This window comes from Simplicispira suum (assembly GCF_003008595.1).
Classification (GTDB): Bacteria; Pseudomonadota; Gammaproteobacteria; order Burkholderiales; family Burkholderiaceae_C; genus Simplicispira; species Simplicispira suum.
This window is the reverse complement of record NZ_CP027669.1, coordinates 1038241-1061165: the sequence shown is the minus strand read 5'-3', so window position 1 is coordinate 1061165 and position 22925 is coordinate 1038241. Positions and strand designations below refer to the sequence as shown.

The 22925-nt window shown below is 62.3% G+C and carries 21 protein-coding genes; all 21 read left to right on the top strand.

The genetic code is table 11. The annotated features are described in order from the left end of the window. The first annotated feature begins 34 nt into the window (after positions 1-34). The 21 genes from C6571_RS04985 (at position 35) to C6571_RS04885 (ending at position 22860) form a co-directional block, all read left to right on the top strand. Positions 35-1195 carry an FG-GAP repeat domain-containing protein gene (locus tag C6571_RS04985; protein WP_146139303.1) on the top strand — a complete coding sequence of 387 codons (1161 nt, stop codon included), beginning with the start codon at positions 35-37 and terminating at the stop codon, positions 1193-1195. Between the two features lie 20 nt (positions 1196-1215). Next, entirely contained in the window at positions 1216-2133 is a 918-nt protein-coding gene (locus C6571_RS04980; protein ID WP_245901409.1) for a peptidyl-prolyl cis-trans isomerase, read from the top strand. Between the two features lie 162 nt (positions 2134-2295). After that, positions 2296-3279, top strand: coding sequence for a glycosyltransferase family 2 protein (locus tag C6571_RS04975; protein WP_211300694.1), 984 nt, complete (start codon positions 2296-2298; stop codon positions 3277-3279). Positions 3280-3418: 139 nt separating this feature from the next. Continuing rightward, a complete protein-coding gene (locus tag C6571_RS04970; protein WP_245901407.1) occupies positions 3419-4690 on the top strand; it encodes a glycosyltransferase family 4 protein in 1272 nt (423 codons plus the stop codon). 39 nt (positions 4691-4729) lie between these two features. Continuing rightward, a complete protein-coding gene (locus C6571_RS04965; RefSeq protein WP_106445714.1) occupies positions 4730-5563 on the top strand; it encodes an ABC transporter permease in 834 nt (277 codons plus the stop codon). 3 nt (positions 5564-5566) lie between these two features. Beyond that, the gene (locus C6571_RS04960) at positions 5567-6790 is read left to right on the top strand and encodes an ABC transporter ATP-binding protein (protein ID WP_106445713.1); all 1224 of its coding nucleotides are present in this window, start codon (positions 5567-5569) and stop codon (positions 6788-6790) included. Continuing rightward, complete coding sequence (locus C6571_RS04955; protein WP_106445712.1) at positions 6787-7674, top strand: lysophospholipid acyltransferase family protein; 888 nt, start codon at positions 6787-6789, stop codon at positions 7672-7674. Before C6571_RS04960 ends, C6571_RS04955 begins: the two co-directional genes overlap by 4 nt. Beyond that, complete coding sequence (locus tag C6571_RS04950; protein WP_106445711.1) at positions 7661-8623, top strand: class I SAM-dependent methyltransferase; 963 nt, start codon at positions 7661-7663, stop codon at positions 8621-8623. Before C6571_RS04955 ends, C6571_RS04950 begins: the two co-directional genes overlap by 14 nt. Before the next feature lie 24 nt (positions 8624-8647). Then, positions 8648-9262 (top strand): acyltransferase, encoded by a 615-nt coding sequence (locus C6571_RS04945; protein ID WP_106445710.1) that lies wholly within the window; start codon positions 8648-8650, stop codon positions 9260-9262. A gap of 44 nt (positions 9263-9306) precedes the next feature. Then, on the top strand, positions 9307-9969 hold the full coding sequence (locus C6571_RS04940; protein ID WP_245901404.1) for a lytic transglycosylase domain-containing protein: 663 nt from the start codon (positions 9307-9309) through the stop codon (positions 9967-9969). Positions 9970-10020: 51 nt separating this feature from the next. Further along, positions 10021-11121: a glycosyltransferase family 4 protein gene (locus C6571_RS04935; protein ID WP_106445709.1), complete on the top strand. Its 1101-nt coding sequence runs from the start codon at positions 10021-10023 to the stop codon at positions 11119-11121. A gap of 137 nt (positions 11122-11258) precedes the next feature. Continuing rightward, positions 11259-12152 (top strand): acetylglutamate kinase, encoded by an 894-nt coding sequence (gene argB / locus C6571_RS04930; protein ID WP_106445708.1) that lies wholly within the window; start codon positions 11259-11261, stop codon positions 12150-12152. 283 nt (positions 12153-12435) lie between these two features. Continuing rightward, positions 12436-13131: a response regulator transcription factor gene (locus C6571_RS04925; protein WP_106445707.1), complete on the top strand. Its 696-nt coding sequence runs from the start codon at positions 12436-12438 to the stop codon at positions 13129-13131. 31 nt (positions 13132-13162) lie between these two features. Then, positions 13163-14641, top strand: a complete 1479-nt coding sequence (locus C6571_RS04920; protein ID WP_106448048.1) for an ATP-binding protein — start codon at positions 13163-13165, stop codon at positions 14639-14641. A 4-nt stretch (positions 14642-14645) separates the two neighbouring features. Next, complete coding sequence (gene slmA, locus C6571_RS04915; protein WP_106445706.1) at positions 14646-15275, top strand: nucleoid occlusion factor SlmA; 630 nt, start codon at positions 14646-14648, stop codon at positions 15273-15275. Positions 15276-15369: 94 nt separating this feature from the next. Beyond that, positions 15370-16062 (top strand): TetR/AcrR family transcriptional regulator, encoded by a 693-nt coding sequence (locus C6571_RS04910; protein WP_106445705.1) that lies wholly within the window; start codon positions 15370-15372, stop codon positions 16060-16062. Between the two features lie 16 nt (positions 16063-16078). Then, positions 16079-17875 (top strand): acyl-CoA dehydrogenase C-terminal domain-containing protein, encoded by a 1797-nt coding sequence (locus tag C6571_RS04905; RefSeq protein WP_106445704.1) that lies wholly within the window; start codon positions 16079-16081, stop codon positions 17873-17875. Between the two features lie 44 nt (positions 17876-17919). Further along, positions 17920-18357, top strand: coding sequence for a DUF2147 domain-containing protein (locus C6571_RS04900; RefSeq protein ID WP_106445703.1), 438 nt, complete (start codon positions 17920-17922; stop codon positions 18355-18357). An 80-nt stretch (positions 18358-18437) separates the two neighbouring features. Beyond that, on the top strand, positions 18438-20864 hold the full coding sequence (locus C6571_RS04895; RefSeq protein WP_106445702.1) for a 3-hydroxyacyl-CoA dehydrogenase/enoyl-CoA hydratase family protein: 2427 nt from the start codon (positions 18438-18440) through the stop codon (positions 20862-20864). A 26-nt stretch (positions 20865-20890) separates the two neighbouring features. After that, entirely contained in the window at positions 20891-21601 is a 711-nt protein-coding gene (locus C6571_RS04890) for a crotonase/enoyl-CoA hydratase family protein (RefSeq protein ID WP_106445701.1), read from the top strand. A 65-nt stretch (positions 21602-21666) separates the two neighbouring features. Next, positions 21667-22860, top strand: coding sequence for an acetyl-CoA C-acyltransferase (locus tag C6571_RS04885; RefSeq protein ID WP_106445700.1), 1194 nt, complete (start codon positions 21667-21669; stop codon positions 22858-22860). The last annotated feature ends 65 nt before the right edge of the window (positions 22861-22925 follow it).

The following is a 22925-nucleotide window of genomic DNA, read 5'->3' as shown; positions in this document are numbered from 1 at the left end:
TGCTTGCACCATTCTTCGTGAAGAAAATCTCAGTTTGCCTTTGCAAAAAGGCAGCTTCAAAAATAGCGCCTTCGGGCGCTATTTTTTTGTTAGGAACTTATTCATGGCGTTTTCGCGTTGGTTTTTTGCTCCCGCCGTGTTGGCAATTTTCATCGTTGGTGGTTGTCAAACCAATCAGTCTGCGCTTGAAGCGTCGGTCAAACCTCCGACGTCGCCGCAGGGGGTAGTTAGCCGTACGCAAATAGAGCTGCCGCAGGCCTGGGGTGGGCAAGTGCGTTGCGGCCAGCATGGCTGCTTGCTTGCAGCCGTGGAACACGAAGAAAACGTGGTCGCCTTGCATCGCCTGACTGGTCGAACCTCTCAAATGCTGGATCGACAAAAGGTCGCCTACCATCCAGATTCTGCAATCTGGCTCTCGGACGACTTGGTGGCCGCTGCGGTGGAGACCACGGCAAGCATAGATATTTTCCGCCTGGCGGGTGACAAGCTGATTCCGGTAACGCAATTGCCAGTGGGGTTTGGTCCCCGAGATGTCGTTCTGGTGCAGGCCGACAAGGATCGATACCGCCTGCTGGCCACGCCTTATCGTGGACGAGAGGTCGCCTGGATTGATTGGCAGGAAAAACCGAATACGGTCCAGGTGACCAAAACCTCATGGTGCGAAGCGCCCTGGCATCCTGTGAAAGTGAAACAATTACCTGGGCTTGCGGGTGCCGCGATAGCGACAGCTTGCCTGGACGGTCGCCAGGTCGTGGCAGTGTCCGAGGCAGATCTCCAGGCGCCACCAAGAATTTTGGCCAAGTTTGACGCGATTGCACGGCAGGCCAGGCCCTCCCCATCGGGAAACTGGCTTTACGTGGCGCTCGAAACTGGGGGGCGCAATGCCCGCATCGACATGGCGAATGGGGAACTTCAGTGGCTCCCTGCTGCTCCCACCGGGGCGGTTTCAGTAGCGCCTTTGGCGGACGATCTGGTGATTTGGGGCGACGACGCCCGCTTGACCCTCCAGCGCCTGGATGCCCAGGGTGCGGTCCTGGAAACCCGTGAACTGCGCACCAGCGGTTTCTCCACGAGCTTGCAACTGGTGGACATCGATGGTGACGGTGAACTTGATGTGATTGTCCTTAACTCATCCGACAAGCGTTCAGACGTGATTTATGGCCCGCTCTGGGAGCGGGCGACGCCACGATCTTGACTGCCGATTCAAATACCAATATGACTTTGACAACAAATATGCGGCGTTTTGCGCTGGCCATTCTTGGTTTTTCCTTTGCTGCGGCTTCCGCGACAGCAGCCGATGACAGCGATCTGGTATTGGCGCGCCTTGGCAGCAAGGAAGTCATTTCTGCGCAGGACCTCTCTGACTACCTGGACCGGCGCATTGACCTTCGACCCGCAAGGCGCAATGCGTGGGGAGTCGAGACCATCTTGCGTGAGATGGCTTTGACCCGAACGCTGGGATTCGAAGGCGAAGCCATGGGTGTGCCGAGGCGCACCGAGGGTGAAGCGACGCGTTTCGATGATGTATACGCTCTTGCGATGTACAAAAAGCTGGCGCCGGCATGCGAACCGCCGGCAGATGCGGCAGCTGCGCGCAAGTATTTTGACGAACACCCGCAGGCTTTCCGCGTACCGCCAATGGCCCGCTTGAGCCGCATCATGCTGCCCGTATCAGCAACGGTGGATGGCGAACCTGCAATGGGTTGGCTATTTCTGCAGGCCCAGGCGATCGCTGGAGGCACCCAGAAACTGGAGGATGTCGCGGAAAAGGCAGCGACCGTGCACAAGCTCGATCCCCAGGGCGACCTTGGCTGGGTTACTCTGACCGACGATGTCCAGATCCTGCGAGCACTCGCCGATGCCAAGCAAGGCGATCTGGTCGGGCCCGTGCGTGAGGGAGATTTTGGCTACCTCTTTTTTGTGACTTCCAAGCGTGAAGGGCGTCAGCTGGCTTGGGATGAAGTGGCTACGTCGGTGCCAAAGCGGGCTTTGACGGTGTGTCACCAGGAATCCAGCGAAAAGCTCCGCAACACCATGTTCAAGAAATACAGTGTTGAGATTGATAAAACGGCCATAGATCAACTCTTTTCGGATGCTGCAGCGAAAAATTCGCAGACCGAAACGAAGAAGTAGAGCGTGTGCGGCAGCAACGATTGGTAAGTGCCTTTAGGGTGCGAGGGCGTGCACAGTAGAATGCGCGGTTATTCATTTCGTCCGCTCTAGCCTGTGGGACACGCCGCGCGGCGGCACCTACCGCCGGGACTGCGTGTCTCGGTGCGGACCCTTTGCCCGGACATGACCGAAATTCCAATGCGCGCTTCCGTGCTGATACCCGTCAAAAACGGCGGCGCCTTGTTGGGCGACGTGCTGGACGCCGTGCTGGCACAGCACGCCCCATGGCCGTTCGAAGTCATCGTGATGGATTCGGGTTCCACTGACGGCTCGGTGGACTTGGTCCGCTCCAGAGGCGTGCGCTGCGAAACCATTGCCCCAGAGAAATTTGGGCATGGGCGCACGCGCAATCAGTTGGCGTCGCTGTCTGGCGGCGAGTTCCTGGTATTCATTACGCAAGATGCCAGGCCAGCAAGCGCTGACTGGCTGCGCCATTTGGTAGACGCTTGCGACGCAGAGCCCGATGTCGCGGGCGCTTTCGGTCCGCACCTCGCCCATCCGGACGCGCGTGCCGTCACGCAGCGCGAGTTGGCGCAACACTTTGCCGGGTTTGGGCAGACGCAAAGCGTGGTGAGGCTCGAGGACCAGGCGCGCTTTGCATCCGATCCTGGCTATCGCCAATGGCTCCATTTCTTTTCCAACAACAACTCCTGCTTGCGCCGATCGGTGTGGGAAACCTTGCCGTTTCCCGAGGTGGCCTTTGCAGAAGACCAGACTTGGGCACTTTCTGCCGTAGAGGCCGGCTATGGGAAGGCCTATGCGCCGCAGGCGGCGGTGTTTCATTCCCACGACTTTGGCATTTGGGAAACCTTGCAGCGCAACTTTGATGAGGCGCGTTCGTTTCAGCGGTCTTTCGGCTACGACATGCAGCGCAGTTCCCTGCGCGCTTTGGCGAGCGCAGGGCTCCTCGCGCGCCGTGATGCTGGGTGGTTGCGTGAGGCGGGCCTGCGTGGTTGGGGGTGGGTGAAAAAGTCGGCGTATATGGCGGGCATTGAGTTGGCGCGCACTTCAGGCCAATTCTTGGGTACAAAGCACCGGCGTTTGCCCGCGTGGCTGCTGGGGATCATTTCTCGCGACCAAGCGCTGCAGCGGGGGCGTCCTGCATAAGTACTGAAGCAGGATATGAAGTGCGTCTTACAGCATTTTCGGCAAGAGAGCCGCGGCAAGGGCAGGTTCAGAAGCCTCACTTGCCATCGTCGCATGCGGGTCGGGTGATCTTCCTGAGCAATGCGTTTTTGGAGTGTTTATGGCAGGGTTGATTGGGCTGCGCATGCGGCAGGTATGGGACTTGACGCGACGCCACGGGCCGTGGCGTGCCTTGTCCATGGTGCGGCGGCGGCTAAGCAGCGGGCCGGGCAGTTTGAAGAGCCGCAATGTGTTTTTGCATTACGATTTTGTCCGTGTCGACAAGGTGGAGTTGGCATCAGGGAAAGCGCGCGCCGGAACCTTGCTGTGGTTTATTCCAGACTTCAATATTGGCTCTGGCGGGCATCAAACGATTTTTCGCACGATCATGCACCTGGAGCGAATGGGGTGGGAGTCAAATATCGTGATCGTTAGCCCGACAAACCACGCAACGGCCGAGTCGGCGCGCCAAGATATTTGCAATCATTTTTTCCCGCTCAAAGCCGGTGTTTTCATGGGATTTGACGGATTGCCCAACAGCGAATTCGTTATTGCTACCGGCTGGCAAACAGCTTATCCAGTGCGCGCAGTGGCGGGGAACGCAAAAAAACTGTATTTTGTTCAGGATTTCGAGCCCAGCTTTTATTCGACGGGGACGGAATCGGTGCTTGCAGAAAACACCTACCGTTTTGGTTTCTTTGGCATTACCGCTGGCGGATGGTTGGCGCGAAAACTGAAGGATGAATATGGCATGCTGACGCATGCCATCAGTTTCGGCGTCGATCATGATTGCTATCGTCAGCGCCCGAGGCGTGAGCCAGAGGTCAAGCGCGTGTTTTTCTATGCGCGCCCCCCGACCCCGCGGCGGGCCTTTGAGTTTGGACTGCTGGTGCTCGAGGCTGTGTCTCGCAGATTGCCCGATACTCAGTTCATCTTGGCAGGGTGGGACGTAAGCGACTATGTGATTCCGTTCCCTCATTTGTCGGCAGGCGTCGTTTCACCGGAGGAACTCGCGGATGTCTTCAGTCAGTGCGATGCCGCGCTGATACTGTCCTTGACCAATCTGTCGCTGATGCCGCTGGAGTTGATGGCCAGTGGCTGTGCCGTGGTGTCCAACCGCGGTGATTGCGTTGAATGGCTGCTCAATGATGATGTGGCGCTACTGACTGATCCCACGCTGGAGGCCCTGACGGACGCCTTGTGCCAGTTGCTGCAGGACGATGCCGTGCGCTTGGCACAGCGAGAACGCGCGCTGACTTTTGCTCGCCAGCAGCATTGGGAGGCATCGGCGGATGCGTTCATGCAAGGCCTGTTGACAGCGCGCCAGGCACTGGCTCCTGCAAACGAAGATGCGGTGCACAAGGGGCCAGTGAATGCTGCAGCCTCGGTCTGAGTGCCCTCGGGTACTGACCTCGGTGCAGGCGAGGATCCTATGAATGTGAAGCGCCATGATCAGCGCCAGCCTGGGGTCTCCCCGGCGGCATCCGCCGGAGGTGCCCAGCGCGCCTGGGTTCTGTGGCGCTACTGGTTGCTGCGTGAGTTCAAGACCCGCTACGCCGGCTCGGTCTTGGGCCTGGCCTGGGCTTTTGTGCAGCCGTTGGCGAGTTTGGCCATTTTTTATGTGCTGTTCGGCTTGATTCTGGCGGTACGGGTTCCTGGCTTGGCGGCCACCAATGGTTATCTGTTGCACTTGCTGGCCGGTTTGGCGATCTGGTTGCCATTTACCGATGCCATTGGTCGGGGCGTCGGCAGCCTGGCAGCCTACGAAGACTTTTTGCGCAAGCAGCCCATGCCTGCCGAGATACTCCCCGCAGTGTCGGTCGGCGGCAGTCTGCTGGTCCTGGGTATCGGCTATGGTTTGCTGCTGGTTCTGTCGATCGGGCAGGGCGTGGGACCCTACGTCTCGTGGGTTTGGCTGCCGCTGCTGGTGCTGGCTCAGATTGTATTGACGTTTGGTCTGACCCTTGTGCTTAGCATGGCGCATTTTCTGTGGCGCGATGTGGGCTCCGTCGTGGGGTTTGCGCTGCAGCTTGGGTTCTATCTGACGCCCATCGTCTACCCGCTGGCGCAGGTGCCCGAGCGTTTCCACAGCTGGTTTCTGCTCAATCCGGTAGCGTGTCTGGTGTTGGTGGTGCAATCTGTGGTTCTCCACATGCCTGTGCCGCTCGGGACGACCTGGGCACTGGTAGCCTGGGTTGTGCTGCTGGGGGGGGGAGGCTGGTGGTTCTTCCGGTCCATGAAGCCGGTCCTGGGCGAGGCGTTGTAGGCCATGAGCATTCGATTCGAAGGCGTGGAGAAAAGCTACCCGGTCTATGCCAAGCCGCAGGACCGCCTGCTGGAATGGCTCACCGGGCGGCAGCGCCACCGGGTTCATGTCGCCTTGTCCGGCATCGATTTCTCAGTGCAGGCGGGTGAAACTTTTGGACTCATCGGCGAAAACGGCGCAGGTAAAAGCACCTTGTTGAAGATCGCTGCAGGCACGATTCGTCCGACGCTCGGTCAGGTAGAGCGCGAAGGTCGGGTGGCAGCCTTGCTGGAGCTGGGCGCGGGCTTTCATCCTGAAGAGTCAGGTTATGACAACATTCGTTTCATGGCGGCGCTGCATGGCCTGGAAGGCGCGGCGATGGACGCCTTTCATCAGCGCGCCACAGTGTTTTCGGAGTTGACCGTGGAAACGCTGGAGCGTCCGGTGAAGACCTATTCGTCGGGCATGTTTATGCGTCTGGCGTTTGCGGCGGCCACGGCGATTGACCCGGACGTACTGATCGTCGACGAGGCGCTGTCAGTAGGCGATCTGCATTTTCAGAAAAAAAGCCTGAACCGCATTCTCGCGCTGCGCGAACGCGGAGCGACAGTACTTTTTTGTTCGCACAATCTGTACCAGGTACGCAGTCTGTGCCAACGCGCGGCATGGATTCATGGGGGGCGCATTGAGGCGATTGGCAACACCGAGGACGTAGTCACGGCCTACGAGGCGCATGAGCGGCGACGTTACGTGTCGTTGCGCGCAGAACCAGGCAATGAGAAGGACAGCTCCGCGTCCGACGGAGCGCTTTCGCAACGGGCGGCGACAGTGAATCTCGTCAAGATTCTCGGCCTCACATTGGAAACCGGAGATGGCATCAATCCAGCGCAGGTGGATACTTTTCAGGATGTGACAGTCGCGCTCGAACTGGAGGCTTACGGGGAGTCTGCGTTTCACGTGCTTTTTTCGATTGTTCGACCTGACAAGGACAACGTTTTCGGTACAAGCACGCAGTTCAGGCCGGGCGGACACGCTATTGTCGGGGCTGGGACACACCGCATTCGTGTGCGTTTTCCACGACTGGCGCTTTTATCCGGGGAGTATTTGTGGAGTGTCTACGTGCTCGACGATTCCGGAATCCAGGTGCTGGATATGGCCGAGCTGATTCAGCCATTCACTGTGCTCAATATGAAGCACCGAGAGTTTGGTGTCACCTGGCTTGAGCATGAATGGCTGTTGGTTGAATGAGCATCGACTACTCGCTTGACCTGGCCATTCCCTGCATGGCCAGGTTGCCCACCGCGCTTCCATGGAGGCTGGCAGGTCGGGCACAAGGTCGGGACAAAGCTCTGCTGATCTGGCTGCAGAACCGTTTTACAGACATATTTCCGCAGTCGACGCCTGCCGAGAAAACGCGTTGGGCACAGCAGCACGTACGCATGCTGGCTCTGGAGCGGGTAGATGCCATGGCTTTCCATCGGCTTGGCCGCTCCGGTGGGCCAGCCATTGCGATCAGGGGCGCTGAACACGCAAGGAGTTTGGCGCAAGCGGGGCAAGGCTTCATCCTCGTGCTCAATCATTTCGATCGTTTGCTTACCGCTCCCATTGCTTTGGCGCAGCAAGGCATCTGCTCCAATGTCTTAACGATGCCTGTACTTACCAACCCTGAGCTCGATACTGCGCATCGGCGATTCTTGCTGCGCAAAATAAGAAACTACACAGAAATAACGGGCGGTCGTTGGCATACCACGGGCGATGGAATGCGAACGGTGCACGAGAGTTTGCGAGCGGGTCAAGTTTGGGTCATCCTGGCGGATGCTTGGCACTCCGAGTTCGCGCGTTTGAGGAAGCACAGATTCTTGGGCGGATATTTGCAATTACCAACGGGAATTGAGCGCTTGGCGCGCTCCACGGGCGTTCCTTTGCTACACGCCGCGACCTACACGCATCGGCCTGACCAGTTGGAAGTGGTGATAGAGACTTTACCGGTCGATCCCGAACAGGCGATTGATCAGGTCATTCAAAAACTGCATCGCGACGTGCAGGCCCGCCCCTGGGCCTGGTGGCATTGGGGATTGTGGGATCAGATGTGGCATCCTGCCCCAGAGGAGGTGAACCGTGACGCACATTGATCGATACGACTATGCGTTCGACCCAGAGGGCGACGCCTGGGCTGCCCGCGTGCTGCGTCGTATTCCGCCGCAAGGGTCGGTGCTTGAGCTGGGCCCCGGCCCTGGGGCCATGACCCGCGTGCTGCTTGCGCGCGGCTACGCTGTGACGGTGGTCGAAAATGATCCGGAGGCGCTGTCTGCTCTGCAGGCTTTAGGAGCGCAGTGCATTGCTAGTGATCTCGATGGTAGCGATTGGACGGCTGCTCTGGCGGATCAGCAGTTCGACGTGATCCTGGCGTGCGACGTGCTGGAGCATCTGCGGCGGCCGGACGAGGTCCTGCGCGCCTTGAACACTGTGCTGGCCCCCACGGGAAGCCTGATCATTTCCGTGCCCAACATTGCGTACGCCGGCGTGGTGGCCGGTTTGCGCCAGGGGCTGTTCGACTATTCCGACAAGGGGCAGCTCGACCGCACCCATGTGCATTTCTTCACGCGGCGCAGTCTGGAGAGAAACCTGCTCGATTGCGGCTGGGCGCCCCGGATCTGGGAAGCCAACCGGGTGCCGCTTGAGCAAAGCGAGTTCGCCGGGTGCTGGAAGGACCTGAGCGACGCGCAGCGCTCGAGCCTGCGTGATGGCTGGCACGACTTCGATGTGTATCAGTGGATGGTAGTGGCCACGGCGTCCAGCAATTCGGTGGCATGGGAAGGGGCCGCCGCGCGCGCGCAAGTAGACCAGTTGCGCGAAGAATTGCAGGCGCTATCTTTGCAGCAGAAGCGGGAACTGGCCTCCTTGCTCGAGCACCAAAAGGCATTTTCCGAGGCCAAGGAAATCATCGAGGAGTTGCAGGGTGAGGTGGCTCGCTTGCACAAGCAAACGATGCTGTTCGAGACCGAAGTGCAAAGACTTGGAAAACTTCTTTTCGACCGGACTTGGCTGGGCCATCTCCGCCGGCTCATGGGCCATCGATGAAGCAAAACCTGGGGAGCATGCAGGATGTTGCTAGGCGTTCCTGACACCACTAGCGCCTTTCCTGGCGTAGACCGACTTGGTGCCGACTGCCGCATCGACCCGACCGTCACAGTGATGCGTTTTGGCGAACGCAGCGATGTGGTCCAGCTTGCCGATGCGGTCAGTCTCTATGCCCAGACTCGGTTGGTTGTGGGCGATGTGACGGCGGACCCCTGCGTGGGCATTCGCATTGGTGCGCGCACCATTGTCAATGTCGGCGCATACCTGTCTGGCGAGGGTGGGCTGGAAATTGGCGAAGACGTGCTGATCGGCCCCCATGCCAAGCTGCTCTCGGCCGGGCATGCGATCGACGAGGGCGACGTGGTCATCGCCCGCAACCGCATCACCCGCGCGCGCATCGTCGTGGAGGACGGCGCATGGATAGGCGCCGGCGCCATGGTGCTTGAGGGCGTGCGCATCGGGCGCGGCGCCGTAGTGGCCGCTGGGGCGCTCGTGCGCCAGGATGTGCCGGCGGGCATGGTGGCGGCGGGCATGCCCGCGACGCTGGTGCGTGCTCGGCGGCTCGATGCGTCTGGCGGTTCCCCCGCATCGTCGGCATCGCAGGCCTCGGGATGGCGCCGCTGGCTGGGACGGCGGTAGGCCAGATGGGAGCGCTCAGTCTCCTCCATCCCCGAGCGGGGCGGTTGCCGCTCCCGGCTGGGTTCTGCCGCGCGGCGCTGTGGCTGCTGCTGGCCGCTGTGTCTCCTGCGGTGCATGCCGATGCGGTGTGGCAATTCGTCGATGGCGATGGGGTGGTGCATATCGGCAATACCGCAGCGCTCCAGGCGCCCGCCGGACGGGAGTTAATTTGGTTGGGCTTGCCCCCGAACCCGAAAGTTGGTGCCACCAACAAGCAGGACACGGCGTTGCACAAACTGCCTGGCTATGCGGCGGCCAAACCGCATCTGGAGGCGGCCGCCTTGGCTCAGGCCGTGGACCCGGCGCTGGTTATTGCCGTAGCGGCGGCCGAGTCCGCGTTCAATGTGCAGGCTGTTTCGCGCAAGGGCGCGCTTGGGTTGATGCAGGTCATGCCCGCCACGGCAGAGCGCTACGGCGTCCCCGCGCGTGCTACGGCTCAAGCGAGCGGGAGCAGCTCACTCATGGAGCCCAAGCTCAATGCGGAAGTTGGCAGCCGCTACCTGGCAGATTTGCTGCGCATGTTCGGCGGCGACAAGGAACTCGCCCTGGCGGCCTACAACGCGGGCGAGGGCGCTGTGATCAAGTACGGCAGGCGCATTCCGCCCTATCCGGAAACCCAGCAGTACGTCGAACGCGTCATGCGGTTCTACAGCACTCTGGTGCGTTGAGCGCGTCGTACCGGGAATCCTGCGCGCGCGCTGCCTTACCATCCACTGCTCATGATCGTGCTCTGCGTTGTGGCTTTTGCGGTGGCCTTGCTGGCGGCTGGTTTTATCGTGCGATGGGTGCGTGGGCATGCCGCGCGCTATGGCGCTGCCATGCCGCAGCGTTTTCATTTTGGGCACGTACCGCGCCTGGGTGGCGCAGCGGTGCTGCTGGGCATTGCCGCCAGCTGGATTCTGGGGGCTGCACAGGCCGGCTGGGGAGATCCCGGCTCGCTGCGTCTGGGACACTGGGTGGGCTGGTGGCTGCTCGCGCTGTTGCCGGCCGCCCTGGGAGGCATCGCGGAAGACCTGGTGCAGCGCCTCTCGGTGCTTTACCGGCTGGCGCTCACCGGGTTCTCGGGGCTGCTGGCCGTGGGCGTGGCCGGCATCACACTGCCGCGCTTGGGTCTGCCTTGGCTGGACATGGTGCTTGAGTTGGCCCCCTGGCTGGGCTGGGGCATTGCAGTGCTCGCCATCGCCGGTCTGCCGCACGCGTTCAATCTGATTGACGGATACAACGGCCTTGCCGGCATGGTGGCGTTGATTGTGTGCCTGGCACTGGCACACGTGGCTTTGCAGGTGGGGGATCGCGCCTTGGCGGCGCTGCTGGTGTCCACGGCAGCGGCCACGGCCGGCTTTCTCGTCTGGAACTACCCGCGCGGCCTTCTCTTTGCGGGCGATGGCGGGGCCTATGTCTGGGGAGTGGTCATCGCGTTGGCCAGCCTGTCGCTGGTGCAACGCAACAGCGACGTCTCGCCCTGGTTTCCCATGCTGCTGCTCATTTACCCCGTGTGGGAAACAGTGTTTTCCATTTACCGCAAGGCCGCGCGCGGCGTCTCACCGGGAGTGGCCGATGCGCTGCATTTTCACCAGCTGATTTACCGGCGTATCGTGCGCAGCGTCTTCCACGACGACGAGTCGCGGCGGCTGCTGATGCGCAACAACCGGACCTCGCCTTATTTGTGGGGCTTTACCTTGCTGACAGTCGCGCCGGCGGTCATGTTCTGGAACAACACGCCGGTGCTGATGGTGTTCTGTGCCGTGTTTGTCATCAGCTACGTGGCAGCTTACCTGGCGATCGTGCGCTTCAAGGTGCCCGGCTGGCTGCGGCGCTGACGTTCGCAGAATTCGACGATTTTTGGCCTCTGGCGCTTATTCGGCGGACATTTTCAGCTCTTGTTTTTATAGTGCCGCGCCGGCGGGTCAATACGGCACAATTTGGGCTTCCCATATCTGGCCCGGGGCCGCTTCTCATGACCGACACCCTGCAAACGATTGCGCCGCGCGACAAAGCCGAAATTCTGGCCCAGGCGCTGCCCTATATCCGCAAATTCCACGGCAAGACCATCGTCATCAAGTACGGCGGCAATGCCATGACGGATCCCGAGCTGCAGGCTGATTTTGCGGAAGATGTGGTGCTGCTCAAACTCGTTGGCATGAATCCTGTTGTGGTACACGGCGGTGGCCCACAAATCGAGGCAGCGCTCGGGCGCCTGGGCAAAAAAGGCCACTTCATCCAGGGCATGCGCGTGACCGACGCCGAGACCATGGAAGTCGTCGAATGGGTGCTGGCGGGCGAGGTGCAGCAAGACATCGTGGGGCTTATCAACCAGGCCGGCGGCAAGGCGGTCGGCCTGACCGGGCGCGACGGCGCACTGATGCGCGCCCGAAAATTGCGCATGAAGGACCACGCCGATCCGGCGCTGGAGCACGACGTGGGGCAGGTGGGTGAGATCGTCAGCATTGACCCGAGTGTGGTCAAGGCCTTGCAGGACGATGCCTTCATTCCCGTCATCAGCCCGATTGGTTTTGGCGAAAACAACGAGAGCTACAACATCAACGCCGACCTGGTGGCCAGCAAGCTTGCCACCGTTCTGCAGGCGGAAAAGCTGATGCTGCTGACCAACATCCCCGGCGTGCTCAACAAGGCGGGCGAGCTGCTGACCGAGCTGACTTCGCGCGAGATCGATGTGCTGATTGCCGACGGCACCATTTCGGGTGGCATGCTGCCCAAGATTGCCGGCGCGCTGGATGCTGCCAAAGCCGGCGTGCACGCGGTACACATCGTTGACGGCCGTGTGCCACATGCCATGCTGCTGGAGATTTTGTCGGACCAGGCCTTCGGCACCATGATCAGCAATGGCTGAGAAGAGTCATCCCCCTATGTCGCTTCGCTCCTCCGTGCCGTCGCCAGAGACAACTGCTCTTTGGGCACGTCCAAGCCTGCGCAGGCAGGCTTGGAGCTGCGGCCCTCAGCCCCTTCTCTCGCCTCGCTGCGCGATGCGGGAAGGGGGACGCTGCCAGCGCGGCGGGGCGGCGCGGCCGGCCCAGGCCCTTGCGCGGCCGCCCTGGCTTTGGCTCTGCCAGTTTCCTGGGCTGTCGCTCGTGCGCAGCGTGATCACGTCCCGTACCGGGTGTGGAAGGTAATACATGCGCTTGCTGCTCGTTGAAGATGACATCATGGTCGCCAGTGGAATCAAGCTGGGGCTGGCCGATGCCGGCTATGCCGTCGATTGGGTGGGCAGCGGCGAGCGTGCGCAGGAGGTGCTGGCCAAGGAGTCGTTTGATGTCGGGATCATCGACATCGGTCTGCCTGGCATCGATGGACTCGAACTTACCCGCTTGCTGCGCCGACCAGAAATGGCCAACCCGGCCATGCCGGTGCTGATCCTCACGGCGCGCGATGCGCTGCAGGACCGGGTGCAGGGTCTGGACCTGGGCGCCGACGACTACATGGTCAAGCCCTTCGAATTGCCAGAACTGCTGGCGCGTTTGCGGGCCTTGCTGCGCCGCTCGCAGGCGGCCAACACGGCCGTCCTGTCCTTTGGCCCCCTCGAACTCGATACCGCCAACCGGCGTGTCAGCATCGCCGGTGCCGAAGGCCTTGGAGCCACCGTGATCGAGATTGGCCCCCGCGAGTGGACGGTGCTGGAGTACCTGATGATCCATGCCCCCAAGCCCGCCAGCAAAGACAAATTGCTGCAGGCGCTGACCGGCTGGGACAAGGAGATCACGCCCAACGCCATTGAGGTCTACGTCTCGCGCCTGCGCAGCAAGCTCGAACCCCATGGCATCGCACTGCGCTCGATCCGTGGTTTTGGCTACCGGCTAGAGCAAACGCCGTAGGCCGGCCATGGCGCGCCCCGGCCTGCGGGCCATGACGTCCGATTTGCGCAGCCGACTGCTGCTGCTGCTGGTGCTGCCGCTGGCAGTCCTGGTGCTGGTCTCCGCCACGCTGGATTTTCGTTCTGCCGACGACGCAGCCGCGCAGCACGACCAGCGCCTGCTGCGCCTGCTGCCCGCCCTGGCCGATTCCGTGGTGGCGGGCACAAGCGCAGGCATTGGACCTTTGTTGCTCCTGGCGCCCTCAGTGGAAGAATTTTTGCGCCGCAGCGGCCCCTACACGGCATTCTCCGTGCGGACTGTTGGTGGCGAGTTGCTGCTTGGCGAAGACTGGGTGCAGGGGCCCTTGCCAAGCACGCCTGCCGCCGAATTTCACAGCATCGAATTCGGCGGTGTCACTTACCGGGTGGCGGTGCAACGAGGCAGCACCGACGCAGGGGAGCTGGTGGTGGCGTTGGCGGACGGGTCCGACTCGCGCCAGCAATGGTTGCAGCAGCTGGTACTGCGCGTGCTGTTGCCCAATTTGCTGCTGGTGGCCGCTGCCGGACTGGCGATTCACTGGGCCGTGGGCCGCGCTTTCAAGCCTCTGGTGGACCTGGCCAACAAGGTGGAGCGGCGCTCTGCGCGCGACCTCAATCCCATCGATGCCTCGACCTCCCCCCAGGAGGTGCGGCCTCTGGTGCACGCGCTCAACCATTTGTTCGAGCTGGTGCGGGCGCAGATGGACAGCCAGCGCCGTTTCGTTGCCGACGCAGCGCACCAGTTGCGCACACCGCTTGCCGGTCTGCAAGCGCAGGTGGAAGCCTGGGCCTTGCTGGCACGCTCTGGTGGAAAGGATAGAAATTTTGATCAAAAATGGCATCCAGCGCTTTCTCAGTCTCCGTCATCAGCTATTACTTTAGGAGTAGATGAGATCGAAAAACTGCGCGCTGCCACACGCCGTACCTCCCAGCTTGCACACCAGTTGCTCGCGCTTTCGCGCGCTGACGCACGCAACGTCGATACCGCATCCATGCAGCGCGTCGATCTCAAGGAGTTGTGCGAACTCGCGCTGGGCCTGCATCTGGACGCGGCCGCCGCCAGGGGCATGGACCTGGGTCTGGAGGCCCAGCCCGTGCATGCCACAGGCCACGACTGGCTGCTGCGCGAATTGCTCTCCAATCTTGTCGACAACGCCATCAAATACGCTTCGCCGGGCGGCAGGGTCACCATCCGTTGTGGCCGCTGCATGGTGCGCGGCGCCCTGCGCGCCTATCTGGAAGTCGAGGACGATGGGCCGGGCGTCTCTCCTGGCGAGCACGCCAACGTACTGCAGCGGTTCTACCGGGCACCCGGCGCCGCAGGCGAAGGCACGGGGCTGGGTCTCTCCATTGCGGATGAAATCGCACGTGCGCATGGCTCCACCTTGCAACTGATGCGTGGGGCCCAAGAGCGCGGCTTGCTGGTGCGGCTGTTGTTCGTGCCGGAGCCGGCGGCGTCCGCAGAGTCGCCAAAAACCGCCATGGGAGAATGAATTCATGATCGACGCATCGGACCGCCTGCCAGAGCCCCGCCTTGAGGCCCCCAAGCGCCGTCCCCAACCCGGCGAGCGCCGCGCGCAGATACTGCAGGCTCTGGCGGCCATGCTGGAGGCGCCCGGCGCAGAACGCATCACCACCGCCGCCCTGGCCGCGCGCCTGCAGGTGAGCGAAGCGGCCCTGTACCGCCATTTCGCCAGCAAAGCGCAGATGTTTGATGCGCTGCTCGACTTCATTGAGGAAACCGTGTTTCCTCTCAGCGCGCAGATTCTGGCGGCAGAGAATGACTCGCCGGCGTCGCAGGCTTCGCGTATCGTGGCCTTGCTGCTGCAGTTTTGCGAACGCAATCCCGGTCTGGCCAGGGTTTTGGCAGGTGACGCCCTGCTGCTCGAACACGAGCGCTTGCAGCAGCGCGTGAACCAGTGCTTTGAACGCCTGGAGTCGCAACTGCGCCAGTGCCTGCGTGCCGCCGCGCAGCAAGCAGGCTCGCCCGCGCCCACCGCCGATGCCCAAGTGGCAGCCAGCTGCTTGATTGCTTTTTGCCAGGGCCGCGTGCAGCGTTTTGTGCGATCCCAGTTCAGAAGGCTGCCGACGGAGCAGCTCGATGCCTGCCTTGCACATATGCTCTGAACGCCTTTTTGGTGCAGGTTCTCTATTTTTCGGTAAGGACGTGACCTCCGGCTGAATTTGCTGCAGAATAGAACGATCGTTCTTTTTTTGCACCATGTCCACTGTACGCACCAAAACCTCAGCCAGCCGCACGCCGCGCCCGCGCGCCACGTCGGCGCGCGCCTTGCAAAAAGGCCAGCAGACCAAGGCGGCCATCGTTGAGGCGGCTCTGAACTTGGCGACCCATATTGGTTTGGAGGGCCTGTCCATTGGCGCGCTGGCCGATGTCATGGGCATGAGCAAGTCGGGCGTCTTCGCCCACTTCGGCTCGCGCGAAGAACTGCAGATTTCCGTGGTGCGCGAATACCACCATTGCTTCGAGCAAGAGGTGTTCTACCCCGCGATGTCGGCGCCGCGCGGCGTCGCACGCTTGCGCACCCTGTTTGGCAACTGGATGCAGCGCACCTCGGTGGAGATCGATTCGGGCTGCATCTATATCAGCGGAGCTGTAGAGTTCGACGAGCGCCCCGGCCCCGTGCGCGACGCTCTGGCTGAATCGGTGATGACCTGGCACAGCGCCATGCGCCGCGCCATTGTTCAGGCCAAGGAGCGCGGCGAACTGCGCGCTGATGTGGACGAAGACCAGATGCTGTTCGAGATTCACGGCCTGATCCTGGCGCTGCACTACGAAGCACGTTTTCTCAAGAACCCCGGTTCGATTGGCCGGGCGCTCACCGGTTTCGACAACATTCTTTCCCGCTTTTCGGCCCCTGCGCCGGTTGGCGGCAACCCTGCAACCCACAAGTAAACCCCAAGGAGTCAACATGCCTATCTACACGCCGCCCCTGCGCGACATGCAATTCGTCATGCATGAGGTGTTCAACGTCGTCGACGAATTCAAGAACCTGCCACCGCATGCGGAAGTCGATGCCGACACCATCAACGCGGTGATCGAAGAAGGCGGCAAGTTCGCCACCGACGTGATCTTCCCGCTCAACATCAGCGGCGATACCGAAGGCTGCACACTCGACAAGGCCACGCACGAGGTCAAGACCCCCGCAGGTTTCAACGAGGCCTATGCCAAGTACGTCGAAGGTGGCTGGCCGGCACTCTCCTGCGACACCGCGTACGGCGGCCAGGGCTTGCCGTTCGTGCTCAACCAGTGCATGTACGAGATGATGAACTCGGCCAACCAGGCCTGGACCATGTACCCCGGCCTCTCGCATGGCGCCTACGAGTGCCTGCACGCGCATGGCACCGATGAGCAGAAGAAGATCTACCTGCCCAAGCTCACCAGCGGCGAGTGGACCGGCACCATGTGCCTGACCGAGCCGCATTGCGGCACCGATCTGGGGATGCTGCGCACCAAGGCCGAGCCGCAAGCCGACGGGAGCTACAAAATCACCGGCAACAAGATTTTCATCAGCGCCGGCGAACACGGCATGACGGAAAACATCGTGCATCTGGTGCTCGCGCGCCTGCCCGATGCACCCGTGGGCAGCAAGGGCATCAGCTTGTTTGCCGTGCCCAAGTTCAAGGTGAACGCCGACGGCAGCCTGGGCGAGCGCAACCCGATTTTCTGCGGCGCGCTGGAGCACAAGATGGGCATCCACGGCAATGCCACGGCGCAGATCAACATCGACGGGGCCATTGGCAGCCTGGTCGGTCAGCCCAACAAGGGCCTGGCTGCCATGTTCGTGATGATGAACGCCGCCCGCCTGGGCGTGGGCAACCAGTCCCTCGGTCTGACTGAAGTGGCGTACCAAAATGCACTGGCCTACGCCAAGGACCGCATCCAGATGCGCAGCCTCTCGGGCGTCAAGGCCAAGGACAAGCCGGCCGATCCGATCATCGTGCACCCCGACGTGCGCAAGATGCTGCTCACCGCCAAGGCCTATGCCGAGGGCGGACGCGCGCTCGCCATCTACTGCGCCATGCTGCTCGACAAAGAGCTGCACCACCCCGACGAGAAGGTGCGCAAGGACTCGGGCGAAATGCTCGCCCTGCTGACCCCCATCGTGAAGGCCTTTCTCACCGACAACGGTTTTGACGCCACCGTGATGTGCCAGCAGGTCTTTGGTGGCCACGGCTACATCAAGGAATCGGGCATGGAGCAGTTCGTGCGCGATGCGCGCATCAACATGATCTACGAAGGCACCAACACCATCCAGTCGCTCGACCTGCTGGGCCGCAAGATCCTGGGCAACAACGGCGCCACACTCAAAAAATTCGGCAAGCTCGTCGGCGCGCTGGTGCAGGAAGAGGGCGTGAACGAGAAGATGGCCGAGTTCATCAACCCCGTCGCCATGCTGGCCGATCAGATGACCAAGTTCACCACCGAACTGGGTTTCCGTGGCATGCAGAACCCCGATGAAGTGGGCGCCGCCGCAGTGGATTACCTGCGTGTGGCCGGCCACCTGGTGTTTGGCTACTTCTTTGCCCGCATGGCCCAGGTGGCGCTGCGCGAAATTGCTGCAGGCAACACCGATCCGTTCTATGGTGCCAAGCTGCAGACCGCGCGCTTCTACTTCGCCAAACTGTTCCCTGAGACGGCCAGCCTGATGCGTACTGCACGCGCTGGCTCCAAGCCGCTGATGGAGACCGATCTGGCGCTGGCCTGAGCCCATAGTGCGGATTTTCATAGTCTTTTGACCCAGGAGCGCTCATGAACAAAGCGTTAGCAGCTATTAGTTTTGTAGTATTTGCCGCCCCGGCTTTGGCCCAGATGACCCCCGAGGGCCTGTGGCGCAACATCGACGACAAAACCGGCGAGGCGAAAGCGGAAATCCGTATCAAGGACAACGGCGCGGGCGCCCTCAATGGTGTGCTGGAGAGGCGTCTGGCCAAGGATGCCAAGCCTGAAGACCTGTGCAAGGAATGCAGCGACGACCGCAAGGACAAGCCGCTGCTGGGCCTGGAGATCATTCGCGGTGCCAAGAAGGCCGAAGGCAAGGACGTGTGGGAAGGCGGCAAGATTCTCGACCCCGAGAACGGTCGCAACTACACGCTGCGCATGACGCCCATCGAAGGCGGAAAGAAGCTGGAAGTGCGCGGCTCCTTCGGCCCCTTTGGCCGTACGCAAACCTGGACACGCGTCCAGTAACCACCCGGTCTGCCCGGCGCCAGTCGCGGGGTGCCCCACAACGGAGGCCCGCTTTGAGCGGGCTCCATGGAGAAACATCGATGTCCAGATTTATAGAAACTCGCGCTACGGCTCGTTTTCAAGTGAAGAAAGTCGCCGTGCTCGGCGCAGGCGTGATGGGTGCGCAGATTGCCGCGCACCTGGTCAACGTGAAGGTGCCGGTGGTGCTGTTTGACCTGCCGGCCAAGGAGGGCCCCAAGAACGGCATCGTCACCAAGGCGGTCGAAGGCCTGAAAAAGCTCAAGCCCTCGCCGCTGGGCGTGGCCGACGACGCCGGTTTGATTGGCCAGGCCAACTACGAAGAGCACCTGGAGCAGTTGCGCGATTGCGACCTCATCATCGAGGCCATCGCCGAGCGCATGGACTGGAAGCTCGACTTGTACAAAAAGATCGCGCCGTTCGTGAATCCGAACGCCATCGTGGCGTCCAACACCTCGGGCCTGTCGATCACCAAGCTCTCCGAGGCGCTGCCCGAGGCCATCAAGCCGCGCTTTTGCGGCATTCACTTCTTCAACCCGCCGCGCTACATGACGCTGGTGGAACTGATCAACACCCCCACCACCGCCCCCGAAGTGCTCGACCAGCTCGAAGCCTTTGTGACCAGCGGCCTGGGCAAGGGCGTGGTGCGTGCGCACGACACACCCAACTTCGTTGCCAACCGCGTCGGCATCGCCGGCATGCTGGCGACGATGAAGGAAGTCGAGAACTTCGACCTCACGTTTGACGTGGTCGACGACCTGACTGGCAAGAAGCTCGGCCGGGCATCGAGTGGCACCTTCCGCACCGCCGACGTGGTGGGTCTCGACACCATGACCCACGTCATCAAGACGCTGCAGGACAACCTGAGCATCGAGACCGACCCCTTCTACGAGAGCTTCGGCACCCCGGCCGTGCTCAAGAAGCTGCTGGAACTGGGCAATCTGGGCCAGAAGACCAAGGCTGGCTTCTACAAGAAGGTCGGCCGCGACGTGCTGCGCTTCGACCTGGACGGCGAAGAGTACGTACCCGGCGGCCAGAAGGCGGATGAGGTCTACGGCCGCATGCTGAAAAAGCCCGCTGCCGAGCGCCTCAAGTTGTTGCGCAATGCCGAAGGGCCGCAGGGCCAATTTCTGTGGGCCATTTTGCGCAACGGCTTCCACTACGCCGCGGTGCACCTGGCGACCATTGCTGAATCCGCCCGCGACGTGGACCAGGCCATGCGCTGGGGCTTTGGCATGAAGCAAGGCCCGTTCGAGCTGTGGCAGGAAGCCGGCTGGCTGGAAGTCGCGAAGATGGTGCAGGAAGACATCGATGCCGGCAAGGCGCTGTCCAAGGCGCCGCTGCCCGAGTGGGTGTTCAAGGGCCCGGTGGCAGAGGCCTGCGGTGTGCACACGGTCGAAGGCTCGTGGAGCGCCTCGGCGGGCAAGTTCATTCCCCGCCGCCAGTTGCCCGTGTACGAGCGCCAGCTGTTCCCCGAAGCCCTGCTGGGCGAATCGCTCCCCGACTTCAAGACTGCAGGCAAAACCCTGCACGAAGACGATTCCATTCGCCTGTGGACGCTGGACGACGAAGTCGTCATTGCCAGCATCAAAACCAAGATGCACGCCATCAGCCCCGACGTGGCCGAAGGCCTGGCGATGGCGGTGGACATCGCCGAGAAGGATTTCCAAGCCGTGGTGGTCTGGTCGGGCGACGAGCCCTTTAGCGCCGGCGCCGACCTGCAAGCCATGCTGCCCGCCTTCATGATTGCCGGCGTCAGCGCCGTCGAAGGCGCCGAGCAAGAGCTGCAAAACACCATGCTGCGCCTGCGCTACGCCGGTGTGCCGGTGGTCTCGGCCATCCGCGGCCTGGCACTGGGCGGGGGCTGCGAACTGGCCGTGCATTCGGCCCGCCGCGTGGTTCACATGGAAAGCTACATCGGCCTGGTGGAAGTGGGCGTGGGCCTGGTGCCCGGCGCTGGTGGCCTGGCCTACATCGCCCGCCGTGCCGCCGAAAACATGGCGCAGTCCACCTCCAAAGACGTGCTGCCCTTCCTGACCGAAGGCTTCTCCGCTGCGGCCATGGCCAAGGTGGGCACCAGCGCGCTGGAATCGCGCAAGCTGGGCTTCCTGCTGGACAGCGATGTCATCGTGCCGCACAAGGACGAGCTGCTGTTTGTGGCACTGAACGAGGCCAAGGCCATGGCCCGTGGCGGCTGGCGCGCACCGCACAAGCGGCTGTTCCCCGTAGCGGGCCGCAGTGGCATTGCCACCATCAAGGCGCAACTGGTGAACATGCGCGACGGCGGTTTCATCAGCGCGCACGATTTCCACATTGCCAGCCTGATTGCCGGCGTGGTGTGTGGTGGCGACGTCGATGCCGGCGCGCTGGTCAGCGAGGAGTACCTGATGGCCATGGAGCGCAAGGCCTTCTGCTCGCTGATTGAACACCCGAAAACGCAGGAGCGGATTCTGGGCATGCTCAATACCGGCAAGCCCGTCAGAAACTGAGCGCCGCTGCGCCACTGGAGAGACACATGACTGATTTGGTTTCCTACGCTTTTGCCGACGGTGTGGCCACGCTGACCATGGACGATGGCAAGGCCAACGCCATGAACCCCGCCATGCAGATGGCGCTGAATGCCGCCCTCGACCGCGCCGAGGCGGACAAGGCCATCGTGGTGCTGACCGGCCGGCCTGGTGTCTTTTCCGGCGGGTTTGACTTGTCGGTGTTCAAGGCCGGCAACCCGCAGGTGACTTTCCAGATGCTGACCGGCGGCGCGCAACTGGCCCAGCGGCTGCTGTCGTATCCGCACCCGGTGGTAGCGGCCTGCTCGGGCCATGCGATGGCGATGGGCCTGTTCCTGCTCCAGTGCGCGGACGTGCGCATCGGCCTGAATGCAGGCGCCACCTTCCAGGCCAACGAGGTGCTGATCGGCATGACGCTGCCGTACTTCGCGCTGGAAGCGCTGCGCGAACGGGTGGCTACGCCGCACCTGCACCTGGTGGGCACCGGCCTGGCGTATTCCGGAGCGGATGCTGTGCAGGCCGGTTTGCTCGACGAGGCGGTTGCGCCTGAATCCCTGGCGGCGGCCGTGCAAGCGCAGGTGGACCGCCTGAAGAAGGCGCACCCGGCCTCGTTCACGGCCACCAAGCAGCGCCTGCGCGCCAGCGTGATGGGCGCGTTGCCGCAGGCCATTGAAAGCGACAAGGCCGACTGGATGCGCCTTGGCACAGCCAAAGCCTGATTTCCATTCCACATTGACAGGCGCTGCCGCCCCAAAGCCGCAGCCCGCACCCTGAGGTTCTTTCCATGAAACAAGTTCAAGACGCCTACATCGTTGCCGCCACGCGCATGCCCATTGGCCGCTCGGGCCGAGGCTACTTCAAGAACACCCGCCCCGACGACCTGCTGGTGGCCGCCATTCGCAGCGCCATGCTCCAAGTGCCCACGTTGGACCCCAAGGCCATTGAAGACTCCATCATTGGCTGCTCGTTCCCCGAGGGCGAGCAGGGCATGAACATGGCCCGCATTGCCATGGGCCTGGCCTTTGACCACCCCGTGGGCGGCATCACGGTCAATCGCTTCTGCGCCTCGGGCGTGAGCGCCATCCAGATGGCGGCCGACCGCATCCGTGTGGGCGAAGCCGACGTGCTGATTGCCGGTGGCGCCGAGTCCATGAGCATGGTGCCCATGGGCGGCAACAAGCCCTCCTTCAACCCCGAAGTGTTTGCCCGGGACGAGAACGTCGGCATCGCCTATGGCATGGGCCTGACGGCCGAGAAAGTGGCCCAGCAGTGGAAGGTCTCGCGCGAAGACCAGGACGCCTTTGCGCTGGAATCGCACCTGCGCGCGGTCAAGGCCCAGCAGGCCGGCGAGTTCACCGACGAAATCACGCCCTTTGAAATCACCGAGCGCACGCCCGACCTGGCCACTGGCGAAGTGACCACCAGGAAGCGCACCGTGAGCCTGGACGAAGGCCCGCGCCCGGACACCACGCTCGAAGCCCTGGCCAAATTGCGGCCCGTGTTTGCTGCCCGTGGCAGCGTCACGGCCGGCAACAGCTCGCAGACCAGCGACGGCGCAGGCGCCTTGATTCTGGCCAGCGAAAAGGCGGTCAAGCAGTTTGGCCTGACGCCGCTGGCCCGCTTTGTCAGCTTTGCTGCGCGCGGCGTGCCGCCCGAAATCATGGGCATCGGCCCGATTGAGGCGATTCCGGCCGCGCTGCGCTACGCGGGGCTCAAGCACGAAGACATTGGCTGGTACGAGTTGAACGAAGCCTTTGCTGCGCAGTCGCTCGCTGTGATGCGCACGCTGGGGCTGAACCCGGCCACGGTGAACCCCATGGGCGGTGCGATTGCGTTGGGGCACCCGCTGGGCGCGACCGGCGCGATTCGTGCGGCGACGGTGGTGCATGCGCTCAAGCGCCACAAGCTCAAGTACGGGATGGTGACCATGTGTGTAGGAACAGGCCAAGGCGCCGCCGGCATCTTCGAAGCGGTTTGACTGGCTACTGCGCAACTGCCATGCGTCGTTGGGCGGTGCGCGGAATCCTCACGACCAGCAAGGTC

Bases quoted from the DNA above. Each gene is read 5' to 3' on its own strand.
- C6571_RS04895 (WP_106445702.1), top strand. From the start codon at position 18,438: ATGTCCAGATTTATAGAAACTCGCGCTACGGCTCGTTTTCAAGTGAAG.
- C6571_RS04945 (WP_106445710.1), top strand. From the start codon at position 8,648: ATGTTGCTAGGCGTTCCTGACACCACTAGCGCCTTTCCTGGCGTAGAC.
- C6571_RS04900 (WP_106445703.1), top strand. From the start codon at position 17,920: ATGAACAAAGCGTTAGCAGCTATTAGTTTTGTAGTATTTGCCGCCCCG.
- C6571_RS04965 (WP_106445714.1), top strand. From the start codon at position 4,730: ATGAATGTGAAGCGCCATGATCAGCGCCAGCCTGGGGTCTCCCCGGCG.
- C6571_RS04905 (WP_106445704.1), top strand. From the start codon at position 16,079: ATGCCTATCTACACGCCGCCCCTGCGCGACATGCAATTCGTCATGCAT.
- argB (WP_106445708.1), top strand. From the start codon at position 11,259: ATGACCGACACCCTGCAAACGATTGCGCCGCGCGACAAAGCCGAAATT.
- C6571_RS04980 (WP_245901409.1), top strand. From the start codon at position 1,216: ATGACTTTGACAACAAATATGCGGCGTTTTGCGCTGGCCATTCTTGGT.
- C6571_RS04910 (WP_106445705.1), top strand. From the start codon at position 15,370: ATGTCCACTGTACGCACCAAAACCTCAGCCAGCCGCACGCCGCGCCCG.
- C6571_RS04975 (WP_211300694.1), top strand. From the start codon at position 2,296: ATGACCGAAATTCCAATGCGCGCTTCCGTGCTGATACCCGTCAAAAAC.
- C6571_RS04935 (WP_106445709.1), top strand. From the start codon at position 10,021: ATGATCGTGCTCTGCGTTGTGGCTTTTGCGGTGGCCTTGCTGGCGGCT.
- C6571_RS04890 (WP_106445701.1), top strand. From the start codon at position 20,891: ATGACTGATTTGGTTTCCTACGCTTTTGCCGACGGTGTGGCCACGCTG.
- C6571_RS04885 (WP_106445700.1), top strand. From the start codon at position 21,667: ATGAAACAAGTTCAAGACGCCTACATCGTTGCCGCCACGCGCATGCCC.
- C6571_RS04925 (WP_106445707.1), top strand. From the start codon at position 12,436: ATGCGCTTGCTGCTCGTTGAAGATGACATCATGGTCGCCAGTGGAATC.
- C6571_RS04920 (WP_106448048.1), top strand. From the start codon at position 13,163: ATGACGTCCGATTTGCGCAGCCGACTGCTGCTGCTGCTGGTGCTGCCG.
- C6571_RS04960 (WP_106445713.1), top strand. From the start codon at position 5,567: ATGAGCATTCGATTCGAAGGCGTGGAGAAAAGCTACCCGGTCTATGCC.
- C6571_RS04955 (WP_106445712.1), top strand. From the start codon at position 6,787: ATGAGCATCGACTACTCGCTTGACCTGGCCATTCCCTGCATGGCCAGG.
- slmA (WP_106445706.1), top strand. From the start codon at position 14,646: ATGATCGACGCATCGGACCGCCTGCCAGAGCCCCGCCTTGAGGCCCCC.
- C6571_RS04970 (WP_245901407.1), top strand. From the start codon at position 3,419: ATGGCAGGGTTGATTGGGCTGCGCATGCGGCAGGTATGGGACTTGACG.